Genomic DNA, 15345 nt, shown 5'->3' with positions numbered 1-15345 from the left:
CCGACCAGCGTCGTGCGCAATAAGCTGTGTTGGCAGGCCGCTATTCGCCGGGCACATGTTTGGTGGCGACAGCGGGACCTGCCTTCTTGGCGCGGTATTCGCTGTAGGCGGCGATCAGCATGTCCTCGTCGCGGTATTGCGGCACCCAGCCGAGCTGGCGCTCGGCCTTGGATACGTCGAGCACGCATTCCTCGTCGGCGATCAGATATTGCTCGGGATCCATGATCGGCAGGTTGATGAGATCGAGCAGGTCGAGCGTGCGCTTGACCGCCCAGCCGGGCGTAGGCAGCAGGATCGACTTCGAGCCGGCATGCCGGATCAGGTCACCGAGCAATTTTCTCACCGGCGGCGGGTTGAGCGAGCCGAGATTATAGGCCTCGTTGGGCACACCGGCCTTCCAGGCCGCGCGTGCGGCCTCGGCGCAGTCGAACACCGAGATGAATTGATAAGGGTTGCGGCCCGAACCGATCATCGGCACCGGAAAACTCCAGTCGATCAGCTTGAACAGCTTTTCCAGGATGCCGAGCCGGCCGGGTCCGATGATCAGGCGCGGACGAAACAGCGAGATCGACATGCCGCGCCTGCGCCATTCGGCGGCCAGTTCCTCGGTCTTCTGCTTCGACCAGCCATATTCGCCGAGCGGCGCGACCGGATGCTCCTCGGTCATCGGCTGGGTGACCGTGTGGCCGTAGATCATGTCGGTCGTGTAGTGGACAAGCTTCGGCGCGCCAGCCTTGTCCATGGCCTGCATGATGTGCTCGGTACCGTGGACGTTGACCGGAAAGAAGAAATCGTGCCGCTTGGCACGCACCTGGATCGGCGACAGCATCTTGGCCGACAAATTGTAGACCATGTCGTCGGCTTTCAGCCCGACCGCGGCAACCGAGCCCGGGTCGGTGACGTCGCACTTGATGAAGCGGACATTGCGGTAATGCGCAAGGTCGCTCTTGGCGATGTCGACGACGACGACTTCCTCACCATCGGCCACAAGCTTCGGCGCAAGGTGGCGGCCGACGAAGCCGTCACCGCCGAAAATCACATGTCTCATCGAACGATCTCGTTTGCCTGTATCTTGTCGGAGGTGATGGACGCGCTCTGCTCCTCATGCCCTCGCCCACTTTGCGCGATCAGCACCGTGCCGACGCAGATGCAGGCGATGCCGGCGATGCGCCAGCCGTTGAGATCCTCGCGGAACACGAAATAGGCGAAGATCGCGACGGCGACGTAAGCCAGGCTGAGAAACGGATAGGCAAAGGAGAGTTCGACTTTGGAAAGCACATAGAGGTGCGAGACCATCGAAATGACGAAGGTGCACAGGCCAAGGAAGACCCAGGGGCTGAAGACGATCTGCAACAGCTTGATCAGCGGATTGGTGCCCTCGAACGAAATCGGTCCGAGCGACATCATGCCTTGCTTCAGCATAAGCTGCGCGGCGGCATTGGTCATGACCGTAAAGAGAATGAAGACGATATATTTCATTTCAACCCGCCACCCCCGCAATATCAGGTAATACAAACCTGAAAAGATTTCGTGAACTCACGAAACTGTTTTGAGTAAATCTTGCCGTTAAGCGCTCAGAAACCATGATTAATTCCAATTTTATCTATTCGGCCGCCTCGGCGCCGCGGCGCCTGTGGTCGATGCTCCCGGCCGTACGCGCCCAGAAATCGGACATGAAGGCGGGATCGCGCAACGCTTCCAGTCTCGGCCAGTCGGGGAACGAAGCGCTGAAGGTCGCAGCCGACATGCGTGCATCCTTGTAAGGGTTGACCGCCCCGCCGGCCGCGATGGTCATGCGGTCGAGCTCGCCGAGCAGGGCAAGCGTCGCCGCTCCCCTGTTGGGGAAGTCCAGCGTCAGCGTGTAGCCCGGCCTCGGGAACGACAGCAGTGCCGGCGAGCGGACTCCGCCGAAGCGCTTCAGGACGGTGAGGAAGGACCCCTGCCTGGCCTGGCGGGCAGCCGTCAGCAATGCCGGCACGATCGCGCGCGCCGCCTCTTCCGGGACCACGCTTTGATGCTGGAACAGCCCCTTCGGGCCATAGAGCCTGTTCCAGTCGTGCAAACCGTCGAGTGGGAAGAAAAAGCCCTGGTATTCGACCTGGCGCGGCACGGTAGCCGGGCGTTTTTTCCACCTGTAGGCAGCGTTGAACGCGGTCAGGAACGGCCGGCTGAGCACGTTGAAGGGCGGCTGGAACGGCACCGAGAATTTCCCGTTTGCACGCGCGGCCGCGTGCGACCCATGCTCGGCGTGGTTGCCGGTAAACAGCAAGCCCCGTCCGCTGTCGCGGCCACCGGCAAGTTGGTCGATCCAGGCGACGGCATATTCGTTGGCCTGGTCCGCTGCTTCGGCAAGGTCGAAATATTCGCCGAGTTCGCGAAACCGCGCCGTCTTTTCGATGATGTCGAGCGACGGAACCCGCATCAGCCGGATCGAGGCCGACAGGATCAGGCCCGTGAGGCCCATGCCCCCGATGGTCGCCCGAAACAGACGCGGATTGTCGGTCGCCGAGCAGCGATAGCTACGCCCGTCCGACCGCAGCAGGGTGAAGCTTTCCACATGGCAACCGAACGTGCCGCGCCGGTGATGGTTCTTGCCATGGACATCGTTGGCGATGGCGCCGCCGAGCGTGACGAATTGTGTGCCGGGGACCACCGCCGGAAAGAAACCGTGAGGCGCGGCATGTGCAATGACATCCGCGAGCGGCACACCGGCATCCGCTTCGAGCAGGCCGCTCTCGGCGTTGAAGCCGCGAATGCGGTTCAGGGACCGCATGTCGATGACCGTGCCGGCCTGGTTCTGGCAGGAATCGCCATAGGACCGGCCATTGCCATAGGCAAGCAACGATGCTTGCCTGGCCTGGCCGCCTTTCAGCAGTGCAATGGCGTCATCGGCATGCATCGCCCTTGCCGCAGGCGGCGTGGCAAGGCCAAAGCTCTGGAAGCGTTCGGCCATGCCTACCAGCCCCCGATGACCAGCAGCACCGCGCCGATCGCTACCACGATCTGGCTACGCCAGTCGCGTATGATGAAGACGACCGGGTCATCGTGCATTTCGTCGCGGCGCGCCAGGATCCAGACGCGCATGGTGAGGTAGAGCACGATCGGCGCCAGCGGCCAGATCAGCCAGGGATGCGGATAAAGTTCGCGCACCGCGACGCTGTCCATGTAGAGCGCCAGCACCAGCGCCGAGGAGAAGGCCGAAGCCATGCCGGCCTGGGCGACGATCTCCTGGTCTTCGGTGCGATAGCCGCGGCCGGCAATGCGTTCGCCTGGCGGAATGGCGGTGGTGCGCAATTCGACGAAGCGCTTCACCAGCGCCAGCGACAGGAAGAAGAAGATCGAGAAGGCGAGCAGCCAGAACGAGACGTCGACGCCTGTGGCGGCCGCGCCCGCCAGCACACGGATCGTATAGAGCCCGGCAAGCGTCAGCACGTCGACCAGAAGCATGCGCTTGAACGACAGCGAATAGGCGGTCGTAACGACCATATAGCCACCGAGCACCCCGAGGAATTCGATCGGCAGAAGGCAGCCGGTGCCGACGCCGATCGCCAGCAGCACCGCGATCGCGCCAAGGCCGAACGGGATCGAGAGCGCGCCGCTGGCGAACGGCCTGTTGCGCTTGGTGACGTGCTTGCGGTCGAGCGCAAGGTCGAAGAAGTCGTTGAGGATATAGATCGCCGAGGCAACGGCGCTGAACGAGACGAACGCCAGCAGGCATTCCCAGATCATGTTGGAGTTGAAATATTCGTGCGACAGCATCATCGGCACGGCGATCAGCGAATTCTTCAGCCATTGGTGGACGCGCAGCATCTTGATGATGGTCGGCAATGTCGGCTTCGGAGCCGGCATCGTTTCGGCGCCATGCGCCGCCTGCCAGCGTGCGGCATGACGGTCCGGCGCCACCACGATCGCGCTGCGCGCCGCGTCGAAGACCTGGAGGTCATGGCGGCTGTTGCCGGCATAGTCGAAACCGGCATCGCCATAGGCCGCGAGGAGCGAGGCGCGCTTCTTGCCCGAAGTGAGATTGTCGAGGCCGTCGGTGGCCAGCACCCGGTCGAAGATGCCGAGATGGACGGCAATGGCGTCGGCGAACTTGCGCGGCGTGCCGGTGGCCAGCACGAGCTTGCGGCCTTCGGCGTGCTCGGTGCGGAGCCGGTCGAGCAACGGCGCCCGATAGGGCAGCGTGGCGGGGTCGATGTCCACGCGCTGGGCGATCGCCTGCTTCAGCCGCGCCGGTCCCCCGGCCGCCCAGAAAGGCACCAGGAAAAGATAGAGCGGGTTCTTCTTGAGGAGGATGAACAGTCCTTCCCACAACAGGTCGGTCGCGATCAGCGTGCCGTCGAGATCGACCGCAAGCGGTATTGCGTTCCTGTCCGACCGCGCGTCCATGCCCGTCCTGCCCTGCCAGCATATGATCCGGAAACCGGAACCCCTTGAGCGCCGTATTTCGGCGTCTTGGACAGTGGTATAGCGGGGGATCGCCTAGCGAACGTTAAAACGTACGGTTGCAGGCGGCTGCCGCGGCGGTATTTCAGGCGTCACTGTTAAGCAACAGCTACCGGAAACGATAAAAGGCCGGACAAATGCCCGGCCTTTCCAACCATGCCACGGAGATTACTTGATGCGGGCGACGCCGCCGGAAATCTCGATGGTTTCCGAACCGGTCAGGGCTTCGAGGTCACCGTTCGGCAAGGTGACGAAGCAGCCGTTCTGGCAGAACTCGACGGTTTCACCGCCGGCCAGGGCAAGCTCGGTCTTGCTGCCGCCCTCGGTCACGACCAGCGTGCGGGTCTCGGCGTCCTTGTTGACCGCGCTGGCGGCATGGGCCGAGCCGCTCACGGCGAGCAAAGCCACGGCAGCGACGAGAGACTTCCACATTTGCAGTATCGGTGTTCCCACCGCCTCTGTTGCATTTCACAAGGCATTTTCGCCGTTGCATGGGAGCTTATATGAGATGAAAGCTGAACCGCAACTGAATGCCGCATTCATGCCGCAATTGGCTTTGGCTTTTGCCCACCCCGTTAATCTGGCCGCCCGGCACGAAATGAGCCGAAAGGCAGCGACGGGCGCCGCCCGGCAGGCCGGATGCCGGGCCTAGTCCGGATCGGGCTTCTTGGACTTGCGCGGCTTCGGCAGCTTTTTCGACTCCGCCTCGGCTTGCGCCTTGGCCTCTTCCTGCTCCGCGAAATCGGCCTCGATCTTGTCGTCATCGGTTGGCCAAGCCTGGTGCTTCTTGGCCTCGACGACCGCGCGCGGCGTGGAAGGGATTTCGATGTGCTGGTCGTCGAACTTCTCCAGCACGGTGAAGCGGACGTCGTTCTGCACGATGTTGCCGTTCATCACATCGGCCAGGAACACACGAATCTCGAATTCGAGCGCGGCGGGTCCGAAATTGGAAAACAGCACGAAAGGCTCGGGATTCTTCAACACCAGCGGATGGCTGCGCGCGATATCCAGCAGCACGGCGTGGACCTGCTTGACGTCGCTGCCATAGGCGACGCCGACCTTGATGTCGATGCGGCCGAGCTTGTTGCGGTGCGTCCAGTTGCCGACGGCGTTGTTGATCAGGTTGGAATTGGGCAGGATCACCGACTGCCGCTGGAAGGTCTCGATCTCCGTGGCGCGCACGCTGATCTTCTTGACCGTGCCGCTGACGTCGCCGGCCACGATCCAGTCGCCGACCTTGAACGGGCGCTCGGCCAAAAGGATCAGGCCGGAGACGAAATTAGACACCACATTCTGCAGGCCGAAACCGATACCGAGGGAGAGAGCACCGGCGACCAGCGCCAGGCTGGAGAGGTCGATGCCCGCGGCCGAGATGCCGACCAGTGCGGCGAGCGCTACGCCGGCATAGCCGACCGCCAGCCGGATCGAGTTGCGCACCCCGGTATCGACCTTGCCGCGCGCCATGACGGAGCCGTCGAGCCAGCCCTGGAACCAGCGCGTCAGGAAATAGCCGATGACGAAGACAACGATGCCCGACAGGATGCCGGTGACCGAAATCGTCACCGAACCGATATTGATGCCGGTAGCGAGCTTATATGCCCACGCCTCGATATCGCCGGGCTGGAAGCCCCACATCAAGAGGATCAGCGGCAGGAAAACCAGCACGATCATCAGGTTGATGGCGATGCTGACGACAAGGCCGAGCTGGTCGAGCGCGGTATCCTCGTAGCTGGAATTGGCCGACAGCCAGCGCCCGACCGAGGTGTTGGCGAAAGCGCCCTCCTCGCCGATCGCCTGCGCCGACAGGAAGCCGATATAGGCTGTTATCAGCGCGGTGCCGGTGACCACGACCTGCAGCGATACGAACAGCGCAAGGCCGATATAACCGAGTAGCGCCGCGATGATGGTGAAAAGCCCGAGCCCGAGCGAGGTGTAGCGCAGCCATGCCGGCCACGGGCGCCAGCTTCCGTCACGCGCCTTGAAGGGCCTCAGCATCGCCATCAGGATCAGGATGACGCCGACGATGATGGTGGCGACGAAACTGCGCGCGATGGTCAGCGACAGCGGCGACCCCATCTTGTCGTTCACGATCGACAGGAAGGTGTTGAAGCTGATGACCACGGCCATGGCGGTGGTCAGGCGGACCAGCCAGCGCGCCGGCCCGGTTTCGACGGGGATGAGACGCCAGTTGGGCAAACGCGGCTCGAGTGCCGCGTTGGTCAGCCGGTTGACGCAAAACACCACGCCGATGACGGTGGCCAACGCATTGAGGAAAAGCCCAATATCGCCGCGCAAGACGTTGTAATAGTTGAAAAAGAAGATAGTCGAGCCGAGAAACGCGGCAACCGCCAGCGTCGGCAGCAAGGTCGACCAGAAGGCCACCGAAAGACGGCTGAGATAGGATGGATCCTCATTGCTGGGGTCGGCCTCGAACACCCGCCCGAACAGGCGCCGCCCGCCGACCAGAAGCACCAGCGCCAGGCCGAGCGCCACGAAGGTTGCCGCCAGGATGGCCTGGAACTTGAACTTGATGGCGAAGCTCAGCCAGGACGACACCGCCTTGTAGAAATTGCCGAACTCGTCGCGCGCATCGGAAAACACCTGCGGGCTCAAGGCGTCCGAGAGTACGTAGCGCTTGGTCAAAAGATTGCGGAACAGCGCGCTGCGCATGTTGCCGATCTTGTCGATCAGCCCGCTGATGCGGATCGACAGGTTCTGTGCGCTGGCGACGACCGCGTTGATCTCGGCCTTCTCCGACGCCAGCGCCTGGCGTTCGCCGGTCACTATGTCGGGCTCCTGCGGCTGGCCCGCCGCCGGCGGCGGGCCCAGCACCTCGATGCGATTGTTGATGTCGGTGAGGCGCGAACGGAATGCCAGCGCACTGGTGAGTGCCGACCGCGACAGATCCTCCAGTTGCAGACGGATATCCACGAGCGAGGCATCGTCCTCACCGTCCTGCTGTATTTTCTTCTCGAGATCATCGGTTTTGGCTGTCAGGCCCTGGATGACCTTCTGCTGATCGGTGACCAATCCGGCGGCGCCCTGGCCGAGCGCTTGCGCCATCGCCTCGAACGAAGGCGGCGCCGAAACGACAAGCGCGAGGATCAGGATGAGGCGAAGCAATCGAAAAAGCATGATCTGTTGGCGACTCACGGAGCGCAAAGGCAATTCAAAAAAAGCCTGTCCTTGATAAAGACGGCCATATCATGGGGCAAGCCGTCGCATCGAGGCGTCGGCCAGTCGAAAGGCCATGGCGCAATATTGGCTTTGCCGATGCGGCCTGCTCTATAGTCTGCCGCATCGCCCGCAACGGACACCTTACACATGGCAGAGTACTCGGCCCTTTCGCTGCTCGCGAACGCGCTCAAGGGAAACAAGGACTGGAAGCCGGCCTGGCGCAAGCCGGATCCGAAGGCATCCTACGACGTCGTCATCATCGGCGGCGGCGGTCACGGCCTGGCGACCGCCTACTATCTGGCCAAGGAACACGGCATCACCAATGTCGCGGTACTGGAGAAAGGCTGGCTGGGATCCGGCAATGTCGGCCGCAACACCACGGCCGTGCGCTCGAACTATCTGCTGCCGGCCAATACCCGCTTCTACGAGCATTCGATGAAGCTTTGGGAGGGCCTGTCGCACGAGCTCAATTACAACGTCATGTTCTCGCAGCGCGGCTGCCTGAACCTGGCGCACACGCCGGCTCAGTTCGACGACTACGCGAGGCGCGGCAACGCCATGCGCCATCTCGGCGTCGACGCGGAATTGATGACGCCAGCCGAGATCAAGCGCCTGATCCCGGCGCTCGATATCTCCAATGATGCACGCTTTCCCGTGGTTGGCGGCCTGATGCAGCGGCGCGCCGGCACCGCCCGGCACGATGCGGTTGCCTGGGGCTATGCGCGCGGCGCCGACCGCCGCGGCGTCGACATCATCGAGAATTGCGAGGTCACCGGCTTCCTGCGCGACGGCGACCGCATCACCGGCGTCACCACCTCGCGCGGCGATATCAGGGCCAAGAAAGTGGCGGTCGCGGTGGCCGGCAGCACCGGCCGCGTCATGCAATTGGCCGGCGTCGAGACGATGCCGATCGAAAGCCATGTGCTGCAGGCCTTCGTCACCGAATCGCTGAAACCTTTCATCGACACCGTCGTGACCTTCGGCATGGGCCATTTCTACATGTCGCAGTCCGACAAGGGCGGCCTTGTCTATGGCGGTGACATCGACGGCTACAACAGCTACGCCCAGCGCGGCAATCTGCCCATCGTCGACGAGGTGATGAGCGAGATGCTGGCGCTTTTCCCAGGCCTTGCCCGCGTGCGCATGCTGCGCTCCTGGGGCGGCGTCTGCGACATGTCGATGGATGGCTCGCCGATCATCACCATCGGCCCCCTGCCCGGCATGTATCTCAATTGCGGCTGGTGCTATGGCGGCTTCAAGGCGACTCCGGCTTCCGGCTGGTGCTTTGCCTGGACCATCGCCAAGGACCAGCCGCACGATTTCAACGCCCCTTTCACGCTCGACCGCTTTCATCGCGGCCTGGTGATCGACGACAAGGGTCAGGGCGCGAACCCGCGGCTTCATTAGGAACATTCCGTGCTGATCACTTGCCCCTACTGCGGCCCGCGCGACGTCATCGAGTTCACCTATCAGGGCGACGGAAACCGCGAGCGTCCCGACCCCGCCTCGCAGAATTTCGAGGCCTGGAACGCCTATGTCTACGACCGGCTGAATCCGGCCGGCGACCACAACGAGATCTGGCAGCACTCCGGCGGCTGCCGGGCGCATCTGAGGGTTGTGCGCAACACGCTGACGCATGAGATTTCCAGTGTCGCCTTCGTGCGCGGCGATCACAGCTCGGCCGCGCGCCGCAAGGCGGAGGACAAGCCATGAGCCCGCGCCGCACCGACACCGGCGGCCGCATAGACCGGCTGAAGACGATCCGCTTCACTTTCGACGGCGTTGCCTATACCGGGCATGGCGGCGACACGCTGGCGTCCGCGCTGCTGGCCAATGGCGTCACGCTGTTCGGACGTTCCTTCAAATACCATCGGCCGCGCGGCCTGCTGAGCGCGGGCGTCGAGGAGCCCAACGCGCTGGTAACGGTGCTGAAGGGCGAAGTGCGCGAGCCCAACATCCCGGCGACCATGGTCGAGATCCATGACGGGCTGATCGCCGTCAGCCAGAACCGTTTCCCCTCGCTCACCTGGGACATCCATGCCGTCAACCAGCTCGGCGGCAAGATCCTGTCGGCCGGCTTCTACTACAAGACCTTCATGGGTCCGGTTGTCGGCCCGCTGAAAGGCACGCGCTTCTGGATGTTCTGCGAGCATTTCATCCGCCGCGCCGCCGGCCTCGGCAGCGCCGGATCGGCAAAGGACCCGGCCCGCTATGAACGCATGAACGCGTTTTGCGACGTGCTTGTGGTCGGCTCCGGCCCGGCCGGGCTGATGGCCGCCAAGGCTGCCGCCGATCAAGGCGCACGCGTTGTCCTGGCCGATCTCGAGCCGCGTTTCGGCGGTTCGGGCAACTGGTCGGGCGAAACCATCGATGGCGCACCGGCGGCTGAATGGGTGCGGCGCACCGTCGCCCAGCTCGAGGCCCGCGACAATGTCCGGCTTCTGCCGCGCACCACGGTCTGGGGTTACTACGACAACAACACGCTTGCCGCGCTCGAGCGGGTCAGCGACCACAAGGCGCAGCCCGCAAAGGGTGAGCCGCGCCATCGTTACTGGGCGATCCGCGCCGGATCCGTGGTGCTGGCCACCGGCGCCTTCGAAAGGCCGCTGGTGTTCCCGGGCAATGACCGGCCCGGCGTGATGCTGGCGCACGCGGCGCAGCGCTACGCCAGCGAATTCGGCGTGCTGCCGGGGCAGCGGGTGGTGGTGTTCACCAACAATGACAGCGCCTACCGGTCGGCGTTGGCGCTGAAGCAGGCAGGTGCCGCGATCGTTGCCATCATCGACGTGCGCCCGCAGCCCTCCGCCGAGATGAGCGCCCTGGCCGGCGAAGCCGAGGCGGAATTGCTGTCCGGCCATGCGGTGGTCGCCACGGAAGGTGGCAAGGCCTTGTCCGGCCTCAAGGTCCAGCGTTTCGACATGGTCGCCGGTGCGCTGAGCGGCGATGCGCGCAGCGTCCATGCCGATTGCCTGCTGATGTCGGGCGGCTGGTCGCCGACCATTCATCTGGCCAGCCAGGCCGGCGCCAAAGCGGAATGGAACGCCGCCCGGCAAGCCTTCCTGCCGCCCAAGCCGACACAAAACTGGATTGGCGCCGGCGCCTTCACCGGCAGCTTTTCGACGGTCGAGGCGATCGCCGAAGGCCGCGCCGCAGGCCTTGCCGCAGCCGGAGGAACAGGCACGCCGGCGGCGCTGCCCACTGTCGAGGCAACTCCTGGAGACCAGGATCCCGCGCCTGTGTTCGAGATCAAGGGCAGCGGCAAGAGCTTTGTCGACTTGCAGCACGACGTCACGGCGGAGGATGTCCGCCTGGCGCATCGCGAAGGCTTCGTCTCAGTCGAGCACCTGAAGCGCTACACCACGCTCGGCATGGCCACCGACCAGGGCAAGAGCTCCAACATCCCCGGCCTTGCCATCATGGCGGAAGCGCTCGGCAAGCCGATCCCGGAAGTCGGCACGACCCGCTTCCGGCCGCCCTTCGCGCCAGTGTCGATCGGCTCGCTGGCAGCCGAACGTTTCGGTGACCTCAAGCCCGAGCGGCTTACGCCGATGCATGACTGGCACCTCGCCAATGGCGCGACCATGTATTCGGCCGGCCTCTGGTACCGGCCGATGATCTACGGGCTTTCAGGCGAGACTGTCGAACAGGCCTATGTGCGAGAAGCCAAGGCGACGCGCGAAAGCGCGGGCATGGTCGATGTCTCGACACTGGGCAAGATCGCCGTGCAAGGCCCCGACGCGGCCGCGTTCCTGGACCGCGTCTACACCAACATGTTCTCGACGCTCGCCGTCGGCAAGGCACGCTACGGGCTGATGCTGCGCGAGGACGGTTTTGCCTTCGACGACGGCACCACCTGGCGGCTGGGCGAACAGGATTTCCTGATGACCACCACCACGGCCAATGCCGGCAAGGTGATGCAGCATCTGGAATATTTCCTCGACGTGATCTGGCCGGAACTCAAGGTCCATGTCACCTCGGTGACCGACGAATGGGCGGGAGCCGCGATAGGCGGCCCCAAAGCGAGGCAGATTCTCGCGGCCTGTGTCACCGGCACGGCTGTCGACAATGCGACGCTGCCCTTCATGGGCATCGTGCACGGTGAGATATCAGGTGTGCCGGTAATGATTTGCCGGCTATCCTTCTCCGGCGAAATGGCCTTCGAAGTCTATTCCGGCGCCGGCCACGGCACCCATGTCTGGGAAGCCTTGGTCGAGGCCGGCAAGCCGTTCGGGCTGGTGACCTACGGGCTCGAGGCGCTGGGCACGATGCGCATCGAGAAGGGTCATGTCACCGGCGCCGAGATCGATGGCCGCACCACGGCGCGCGACCTGCATCTCGACTGGATGCTGTCGAAGAAGAAGCCGTTCATCGGCTCCGCGATGATGGACCGGGAAGGCCTCGTCGCGTCCGAGCGGCTGGAACTGGTCGGCCTGATCGCGCTCGACAACCGGCCGCTCAATGGCGGCGCGCATATTGTCGAGGAAGTCGACGAGGTCAATCCGCACGGCTCGATCGGGCACATCACCGCCTGCTGTTATTCGCCGGCGCTCGGCAAGCATATCGCGCTGGCGCTGGTCAAGGGCGGCAAGGCCAGGCACGGCACGCGTGCCCATGTCTCCGATCCCTTGCGCAGCCGCTTCGGACCCGTGGAGATCGTCTCCAACCACTTCTACGATCCGGAAGGGACCCGCATGCATGGCTGAGCGTCAATCGCCCCTCGAACCGGAATTCCATGTCGGCTCGCACGGCAATTTCGAACATGGCGTCGAAATCCTGCTCACCGAAACCAGGCCGGGCTCGATCGTGCAACTCGCGGCATGGCCTGGCGAAGAGAAGAAACTGATGGCAGCGATCCGCGCCGTCAGCGGGCTCGCTCTGCCGGACGGCGCCGGCGGCGGCTTGAGCGACGGCGCGAAGTCGGTGTTCGGTTTCGCACCGGGAAAATTCACCGTGGCCGATGAGGCCGAAGGATTGGCCGCGGCCTTCGCCAAGGCGGTGACGCCGGCCATCGGCACGGTGACGGACCTGTCGCATGGCCGCACCGCCATCCGCATTGCCGGGCCGAAAGCCGAATGGGTGCTGTCGAAATTCTTTGCCATCGACTTCGTTCTGCCCGCCTTTCCGGTCGGCGCCGGCCGCTCGACAACGCATCACGATGTCTTCGCCCAGATCCAGCGCACCGGCACCGACCAGTTCGACATCTATGTCTTCCGCTCTTTCGCCCGCTCGTTCTGGAAGGCGCTCTGCCATGCCAGCGAGGAAGTCGGCTACGAGGTGCAGTAGGCAGTGCGGCCGGATGTGCCCATTGCCGCTGCTTCTGGCCTCAATACCGGCCAGTTCTGCCGCTAGAGAATCCTGCCGCGGGCGCCCATGATGCAAAACATGGCCGCCCACGGTCCAAGGGATATGAAAATCCGGTCTCAAAGTCGGCATATTTGGTTCGAACATCCCCATGACTGCTGAACTATCCGCCGGCGCCACCGATCGCGCCGATGTGCCGGCCAGAGCCTTGCTCCTGCTGCCGCTGACGGTCGCGTGCGGCGTGTTCATGACCAGCCTCGACCAGAATGTCGTAGTGACGGCGCTGCCGGGCATCAGCCAAAGCCTCGGCCGTCCGCCGAGCCAACTCGGCCTGCTGATCACCGTCTACGTCGCCAGCCTGATCATCTCCATGCCGCTCGGGGGCTGGGCGGCCGATCGTTTCGGCCTGCGCAACGTCTATTGCTTCGCCTTGCTGGTGTTTGCCGCTTCATCGGCTCTGTGCGGGCTCTCGAACGACATCTGGATGCTGGTCGGCGCCCGCGCGCTGCAGGGTTTCGGTGGCGCACTGATGGGCACGCTCGGCCAGGTCGTCATCCTGTCGACCTTCCCGCGCAGCCGGACCTTGAAGATCAACATGTATATCTCGCTGGCCGGCCAGTCCGGGCCGCTGGTCGGTCCGCTCGTCGGCGGCGCGCTGACCACCTACATCTCCTGGCGCTGGATCTTCTTCATCAACGTGCCGTTCGCACTCGCCGCCGCAATCCTTGCCGCCTCACTGTTCCCGACAATGACTAAGCCCGTGCGCACGCGGTTCGATTTTCCAGGCTTTGTGCTTGTCGGCAGCGGCATGGTGCTACTGGTCTTCGGCATGGACTCCCTTGCGGCAAAAGACGCCGCCAGCGGCATGATCGCGGCCGAGCTTGCGCTGGCGCTCGTCATCCTGACGGCCGCCTCCTTCTACTGCCTGCGTGTGCGCAATCCCTTGCTCGATCTCAAGCTCCTGCGCATCCGCACCTTCCGCATCTCCTTCCTTACCGGCGGCGGCCTCGACACGATCGGTCTCAGCTCCGTCGTCTTCCTGCTGCCGCTGATGTTTCAGCTCGGCTTCGGCATGAGCGCGGTGCAGGCGGGATCGCTGACCTTCGTTGCGGCGGTCGGCTCGGTAGGTATGCGTTTCTTCATGCCACGCCTTCTCAACCGTTTCGGTTTTCGCCGCGTGCTGGTCTTCAACACGCCCGTGGTAGCCGCCATGGTCGCGGGCTTCGCCTTGATCCAAGCAACGACCCCGGTCTGGATCACGCTCACCTACATCTTCGTCTTTGGCGTCTTCCGCTCGGTGCAATGGGCTTCGACCGGCAATCTAGCCTATTCCGACATCGCGCCCGAGCAGCTCGCCCGCTTCAGCGCGCTCTATTACATCCTGTGGCAGCTGGCGGTCGCCATCAGCGTCGGCCTCGCGGCCGCGATGCTCTCGTTTCTCGCCGGCGGCGGGCCGGCCGTCGCCAGCGATTTCCGGATCCTGTTCGTGATCGAGGGCATCATCACGCTCTGCGCGCTGCTTGCCTATCTCAAGCTGACGCCGCAAGACGGCGCCCATGTCAGCGGCCACGGCGCGCACATGAATACGGAATAGCGGCCCTGCCCCGGTTGGCGGCCGAGACCTATTCGCTGAACGTCACCCATTCCTCGAGCGGCTCACGATCGGTGCGGAAGGCGTTCTCGGGCTTGGAAGTGTCTTCATAGCCGAGCGCCATGCCGCAGACGACGATCTCCTCGTCGGGAATGCCGAGCACCGACCTAATCTGCCGGTGATAGGGCGCGAAGGCCGCTTGCGGACAGGTATGCAGACCCCTGCCCCGCGCCGCGACCATGATGTTTTGCAGGAACATGCCGTAGTCGATCCACGAACCCTGGTTGAGCCGGCGGTCGATGGTGAAGATCATGCCGACCGGCGCGTCGAAGAAGACGAAGTTGCGGTCGTGCTGGGCGCGCATCTTGTCGACCTCCCGGCGGCCTATGCCGAGCGCGCCATAAAGGCCGAACCCGTTGGCACGGCGGCGGGTGAGATATGGCTCGAAGAACTGGGTCGGATAGTAGCGATATTCGTCCCAGTCGGCTTTTTCCGCGCGGATGCCGGAATTCATGATGGCATCCGTGATCCGCTGCTTGGTCCCGCCCTTGGTAACGTAGACCCGCCACGGCTGCATATTGGTGCCGGAGGGAGCGCGCGCCGCAACAGTCAGTATGTCACGGATCGTCTCGTCATCGATCATGTCGGGCAGAAATGCACGCACCGAACGGCGCGACATGATCGCGTCGTCGACGATCTCGGCATCAACCGTGATTCGAGCCTTCTTTTCCAGCATGGGCCGTCCCTTAGCCGTTGTGTCGATCGGACGTCCCCACTCGCCGCTCGCGGCGGAGCCTTTGCATGAACCGTCAAAATCCTGCAAGCAAATC

The 15345-nt window shown here is 63.8% G+C and carries 13 protein-coding genes; 6 read left to right on the top strand and 7 right to left on the bottom strand.

From position 1 onward, the window contains the following. Positions 1 to 40: 40 nt before the first annotated feature. The 5 genes from EN824_RS04550 to EN824_RS04530 form a co-directional block, all read right to left on the bottom strand. Positions 41 to 1048: an NAD(P)-dependent oxidoreductase gene (locus EN824_RS04550; protein ID WP_127277685.1), complete on the bottom strand. Its 1008-nt coding sequence runs from the start codon at positions 1046 to 1048 to the stop codon at positions 41 to 43. Continuing rightward, complete coding sequence (locus tag EN824_RS04545) at positions 1045 to 1479, bottom strand: EamA family transporter (RefSeq protein ID WP_127277684.1); 435 nt, start codon at positions 1477 to 1479, stop codon at positions 1045 to 1047. Before EN824_RS04545 ends, EN824_RS04550 begins: the two co-directional genes overlap by 4 nt. A gap of 124 nt (positions 1480 to 1603) precedes the next feature. After that, positions 1604 to 2953, bottom strand: a complete 1350-nt coding sequence (locus EN824_RS04540) for an FAD-binding oxidoreductase (RefSeq protein WP_127277683.1) — start codon at positions 2951 to 2953, stop codon at positions 1604 to 1606. 2 nt (positions 2954 to 2955) lie between these two features. Beyond that, positions 2956 to 4389 (bottom strand): UbiA family prenyltransferase, encoded by a 1434-nt coding sequence (locus EN824_RS04535; RefSeq protein ID WP_127277682.1) that lies wholly within the window; start codon positions 4387 to 4389, stop codon positions 2956 to 2958. A gap of 225 nt (positions 4390 to 4614) precedes the next feature. Beyond that, positions 4615 to 4878, bottom strand: a complete 264-nt coding sequence (locus EN824_RS04530; protein WP_127277681.1) for a hypothetical protein — start codon at positions 4876 to 4878, stop codon at positions 4615 to 4617. 76 nt (positions 4879 to 4954) lie between these two features. Between EN824_RS04530 and EN824_RS35085 the strand changes: the two genes are divergently transcribed. Further along, positions 4955 to 5098, top strand: a complete 144-nt coding sequence (locus EN824_RS35085) for a hypothetical protein (RefSeq protein WP_167531377.1) — start codon at positions 4955 to 4957, stop codon at positions 5096 to 5098. Here EN824_RS35085 and EN824_RS04525 read toward each other — a convergent pair. Then, a complete protein-coding gene (locus EN824_RS04525; RefSeq protein WP_127871544.1) occupies positions 5095 to 7581 on the bottom strand; it encodes a mechanosensitive ion channel family protein in 2487 nt (828 codons plus the stop codon). The two genes, EN824_RS35085 and EN824_RS04525, sit on opposite strands and share 4 nt — an antisense overlap. A gap of 189 nt (positions 7582 to 7770) precedes the next feature. Between EN824_RS04525 and EN824_RS04520 the strand changes: the two genes are divergently transcribed. From EN824_RS04520 to EN824_RS04500, 5 genes are all read left to right on the top strand, one after another. Next, positions 7771 to 9030: a sarcosine oxidase subunit beta gene (locus EN824_RS04520; protein WP_127871545.1), complete on the top strand. Its 1260-nt coding sequence runs from the start codon at positions 7771 to 7773 to the stop codon at positions 9028 to 9030. A 9-nt stretch (positions 9031 to 9039) separates the two neighbouring features. Next, the gene (locus EN824_RS04515) at positions 9040 to 9336 is read left to right on the top strand and encodes a sarcosine oxidase subunit delta (protein ID WP_027145874.1); all 297 of its coding nucleotides are present in this window, start codon (positions 9040 to 9042) and stop codon (positions 9334 to 9336) included. Next, positions 9333 to 12326 carry a sarcosine oxidase subunit alpha gene (locus EN824_RS04510; RefSeq protein ID WP_127871546.1) on the top strand — a complete coding sequence of 998 codons (2994 nt, stop codon included), beginning with the start codon at positions 9333 to 9335 and terminating at the stop codon, positions 12324 to 12326. Before EN824_RS04515 ends, EN824_RS04510 begins: the two co-directional genes overlap by 4 nt. After that, positions 12319 to 12906: a sarcosine oxidase subunit gamma gene (locus tag EN824_RS04505; RefSeq protein ID WP_127871547.1), complete on the top strand. Its 588-nt coding sequence runs from the start codon at positions 12319 to 12321 to the stop codon at positions 12904 to 12906. The genes EN824_RS04510 and EN824_RS04505 overlap by 8 nt, the downstream gene beginning before the upstream one ends. A 169-nt stretch (positions 12907 to 13075) precedes the next feature. Beyond that, positions 13076 to 14518 (top strand): MFS transporter, encoded by a 1443-nt coding sequence (locus EN824_RS04500; protein ID WP_135931938.1) that lies wholly within the window; start codon positions 13076 to 13078, stop codon positions 14516 to 14518. A 28-nt stretch (positions 14519 to 14546) separates the two neighbouring features. On the opposite strand, the gene EN824_RS04495 is transcribed toward EN824_RS04500, so the two are convergent. Next, on the bottom strand, positions 14547 to 15251 hold the full coding sequence (locus EN824_RS04495) for a nitroreductase (protein ID WP_189343741.1): 705 nt from the start codon (positions 15249 to 15251) through the stop codon (positions 14547 to 14549). Positions 15252 to 15345: the final 94 nt, after the last annotated feature.

The organism is Mesorhizobium sp. M8A.F.Ca.ET.181.01.1.1, from assembly GCF_004792025.1.
Taxonomy (GTDB): Bacteria; Pseudomonadota; Alphaproteobacteria; order Rhizobiales; family Rhizobiaceae; genus Mesorhizobium.
Note: the sequence above shows the minus strand (reverse complement) of the source record. Positions and strands in the feature narration are given on the sequence as shown.